Raw genomic sequence first — 3923 nt, 5'->3', positions numbered from 1 at the left:
TGTGTTTTATGCGGGCTCAGGGTCTGAAGCGAATGACACCAACATCCGCCTCGTGCGCCATTACTGGGCGGCGAAGGGGAAGCCGGACAAGAAGACGATCATCAGCCGCCACAACGCCTATCACGGCTCGACGCTGGGCGGAGCGAGCCTTGGAGGCATGACACCGATGCACGCGCAGGGCGGTCTGCCTATCCCCGATGTTGTGCATATTGATCAGCCCCATTGGTACGAAGACGGCGGCGACACGGATCGCGAGGCATTCGGTCTTGAACGCGCGCGTCAGTTGGAAGCCAAGATCGCGGAACTTGGAGAGGAGAACGTCGCGGCCTTTATCGCCGAGCCGATCCAAGGCGCGGGCGGCATCGTGTTTCCGCCAGATAGCTACTGGCCCGAAATCCAGCGCATTTGCGATGCACACGACATCCTGCTCATCGCGGATGAAGTGATTTGCGGCTTTGGGCGCACGGGTAATTGGTTCGGATCGCAAACCTTTGGCATTCGCCCTGATATTATGACCATCGCAAAGGGCCTGTCGTCTGGCTATGCACCGATTGGTGGCTCGCTGGTGTCTGATGAGATCGCGAACACCGTCGCGGCTGCGGGTGATTTTAACCACGGCTATACTTATTCGGGGCATCCAGTGGCGGCAGCGGTCGCGCTGGAAAATCTGCGTATCATGCTAGAGGAAGGCATGATTGAGCGCGTGCGCGATGAGATTGCGCCATATCTTGCTGAGAAATGGGCTGTTCTTGCGGATCATCCGCTTGTGGGCGAGGCACGCAGCATGGGCCTTATGGCGACGATTGCTCTGTCACCTGACAAAGCCACGCGCGCGGCCTTTGCGGGCGAGGGCGGTCAGGTTGGCCTTATGTGCCGTGAGCATTGTTTTGAAAACGGTTTGGTCATGCGCCATGTGGGCGATCGGATGATCATCGCACCGCCGCTTGTTGTCACAAAAGCAGAGATCGACATGATCATTGAACGGGCAACGATTGCTTTGGACAAAACGCTGGCCGACGCCAAGCGTGAAGGTCTATTTAAAGCCGCGTAGCACGAAAATACCCTCATTTGAGCAGAGCTTGAGTGAGGGTTTTTTGTGTCTATTGGCGCCTTCATCTTTTCTACTGAAAAGTGAAAGAAAGCGTTGATAGTTACAAATGTGACCATTACGACCATTCCTAACGAAGAAAAAGGAATGCGTCATGAACAAGGTCACAGCGCCCCATGGTTTGACCCAAGCGGCCACAGAGGTTGGTACGCACGGTGGTTATATGCCCGGTTTTGGCAATGATTTCGAAACAGAAGCGTTGCCCGGTGCTTTGCCGCAGGGCATGAATAGCCCGCAAAAGTGTAACTATGGGCTCTATGGCGAACAGCTTTCTGGCACAGCTTTTACAGCGCCGAGCCATCAGAATGAACGCACATGGTGCTACCGCATTCGCCCGTCTGTGAAACACTCCCACCGCTATTCACGTATCGACTTGCCGCTTTGGAAATCCGCGCCAAACGTCTTGGGTGATGTGACCTCGCTTGGTCAGTATCGTTGGGATCCGGTGCCGCATTCAGATGAGCCTTTAACGTGGCTCACTGGTATGCGCACGATGACGACGGCGGGGGATGTGAACACGCAGGTGGGCATGGCCAGCCATGTGTATCTTGTCACCGAAAGCATGGTGGATGCCTATTTTTATTCCGCCGATTCAGAGATGCTGATCGTGCCGCAAGAAGGGCGTTTACGCTTTTGCACAGAGCTGGGCGTGATCGATCTAGAGCCACAGGAAATTGCGATTATTCCGCGCGGTCTTGTCTACCGCGTTGAGGTGCTCGAGGGGCCATGTCGTGGCTTTGTGTGCGAGAACTATGGCCAGAAGTTTGAGTTGCCGGGCAGGGGTCCGATTGGTGCCAACTGCATGGCAAATCCACGGGATTTCAAAACGCCTGTCGCGGCCTTTGAAGATCGCGAAGTGCCCTCAACCGTGACGATCAAATGGTGTGGTCAATTCCATGAAACCAAGATCGATCAATCGCCTTTGGATGTGGTCGCATGGCACGGCAATTATGCCCCCTGCAAATATGATCTCAAGACCTATTGCCCCGTGGGCGCGGTCCTGTTTGATCATCCCGATCCCTCGATTTTTACCGTGCTCACCGCACCCTCAGGGCAAGAAGGCACAGCAAACATCGACTTCGTTCTGTTCCGCGAACGCTGGATGGTGGCGGAGGATACGTTCCGCCCGCCGTGGTATCACAAGAACATCATGTCCGAATTGATGGGCAATATTTACGGCCAATATGACGCCAAACCGAAGGGGTTCATCCCCGGTGGAATCAGTCTGCACAATATGATGCTGCCGCATGGGCCGGACAAGAACGCGTTCGAGGGCGCATCGAATGCTGACCTTAAGGCCGAAAAGCTGGATAACACCATGTCTTTCATGTTCGAGACGCGCTTCCCGCAGCACCTAACGCGGTTCGCGGGGGAAGAGGCACCATTGCAGGACGATTATATTGATTGCTGGGTCGATATCGAAAAGAAATTCGATGGAACGGCGGGCAAGAAATGAAGCTTTATAGCTACTGGCGCTCGACCACGTCTTACCGCGTACGCGCGGCGCTGAACCTCAAAGGCGTTGCTTACGAAACCATCCCAGTTGATCTGGTAGCGGGCGATCAAGGCAGCGATGCTTATCGCGCGCTGAATGCGGGGGCAGGTGTTCCGACGCTCGTACTTGAGGATGGCACAGCTTTGACGCAATCGATGGCCATTTTGGAATACATTGATGCGACTTGGCCCGAACCCGCCTTGATCCCAACCGATCCGATCAAACGCGCACGTATGATGGCGGTGGCCCATGGTGTTTCCATGGATATCCACCCCGTCAATAACCTGCGCGTTGTGGGTCAACTGGGCGCGCGTTTCGGCGCGACGCCTGCGCAGAAAAAGGACTGGATGCAGCATTGGATGGCGCAGGGTTTCACCGCGCTAGAGACGCAAGTCCGCGATGACACAGGTTTTGCTTTTGGCGATGCGCCCGATCTTGCAGACCTTTGTATTGTCAGCCAAATGTACAACGCCGAGCGTTGGGAATTGCCCGTCGAAGCTTTCCCGAAACTCACCCGAATTTCACAAAACTGTCTTGCGATACCCGCGATCAAGGCGGCACATCCCGACAACCAACCAGATGCGAAAGAACATACATGACATTGCTCCGCTCTTGGGTCGAAAGCGCGAATAGCGCCGATACGCCATTCCCATTGAACAACTTGCCCTACGGCGTGTTCTCTCTCGATGATAGCTCCATGCCCCGCTGCGGCGTGGCGATTGGGGACATGATTTTTGATCTCTACAAAGCCGAGGGCGACGGTTTGCTTGGGGACAGCTCTGGCGACGTCTTTGATGTTCCCTATTGGAATGATTTCATGGAACAGGGTCGCGAGGCCTGGGCCGACCTGCGCGCTAAACTGACTGCGCTTTTGGCAGAGGGTGCAGAGCCCTTGGGCGACTACCTCGTCGCGCAAGCGGATGTCGTGATGCACATGCCAATCGCGGTGACGGAATACACAGATTTCTACGCTGGCATGCAGCACGCGAAGAACATGGGCGCGATCCTGCGCGGCTCGCCTGATTTGCCTGCCAACTGGCTCCATATTCCCGTCGGCTACAACGGACGCGCTTCCTCTGTTGTGGTGTCTGGCACGGACATTCATCGCCCCAACGGGCAAATGAAAGCGCCTGACGCCGCTGTGCCGAGCTTTGGGCCAAGCAAGCGTCTCGATATCGAGCTCGAACTCGGCGCTATCGTTGGCACGAGCTGCGAGATGGGCACACCGATCACGGTGGATCAAGCGGATGATATGATCTTTGGCTATGTGCTGCTCAATGACTGGTCCGCGCGCGATATCCAAGGTTGGGAATACCAACC

Annotated in this window: 4 protein-coding genes; all 4 read left to right on the top strand. The window is 55.7% G+C overall.

The window, feature by feature from the left end; translation table 11 throughout:
- A partial coding sequence (locus tag ABJQ89_RS02690) for an aminotransferase (RefSeq protein ID WP_348494730.1) occupies window positions 1-1051 on the top strand: 1051 nt, incomplete at its 5' end.
- A 151-nt stretch (window positions 1052-1202) separates the two neighbouring features.
- A complete protein-coding gene (gene hmgA / locus ABJQ89_RS02685; RefSeq protein WP_348494729.1) occupies window positions 1203-2564 on the top strand; it encodes a homogentisate 1,2-dioxygenase in 1362 nt (453 codons plus the stop codon).
- Window positions 2561-3202: a maleylacetoacetate isomerase gene (maiA, locus tag ABJQ89_RS02680; protein WP_348494728.1), complete on the top strand. Its 642-nt coding sequence runs from the start codon at window positions 2561-2563 to the stop codon at window positions 3200-3202. The genes hmgA and maiA overlap by 4 nt, the downstream gene beginning before the upstream one ends.
- Window positions 3199-3923: fumarylacetoacetate hydrolase family protein (locus tag ABJQ89_RS02675; RefSeq protein WP_348494727.1), on the top strand; the 725-nt coding region annotated here is incomplete at its 3' end. The genes maiA and ABJQ89_RS02675, both read left to right, overlap by 4 nt.

This window comes from Planktotalea sp. (assembly GCF_039984035.1).
Classification (GTDB): domain Bacteria; phylum Pseudomonadota; class Alphaproteobacteria; order Rhodobacterales; family Rhodobacteraceae; genus Planktotalea.
Note: the sequence above shows the minus strand (reverse complement) of the source record. Positions and strands in the feature narration are given on the sequence as shown.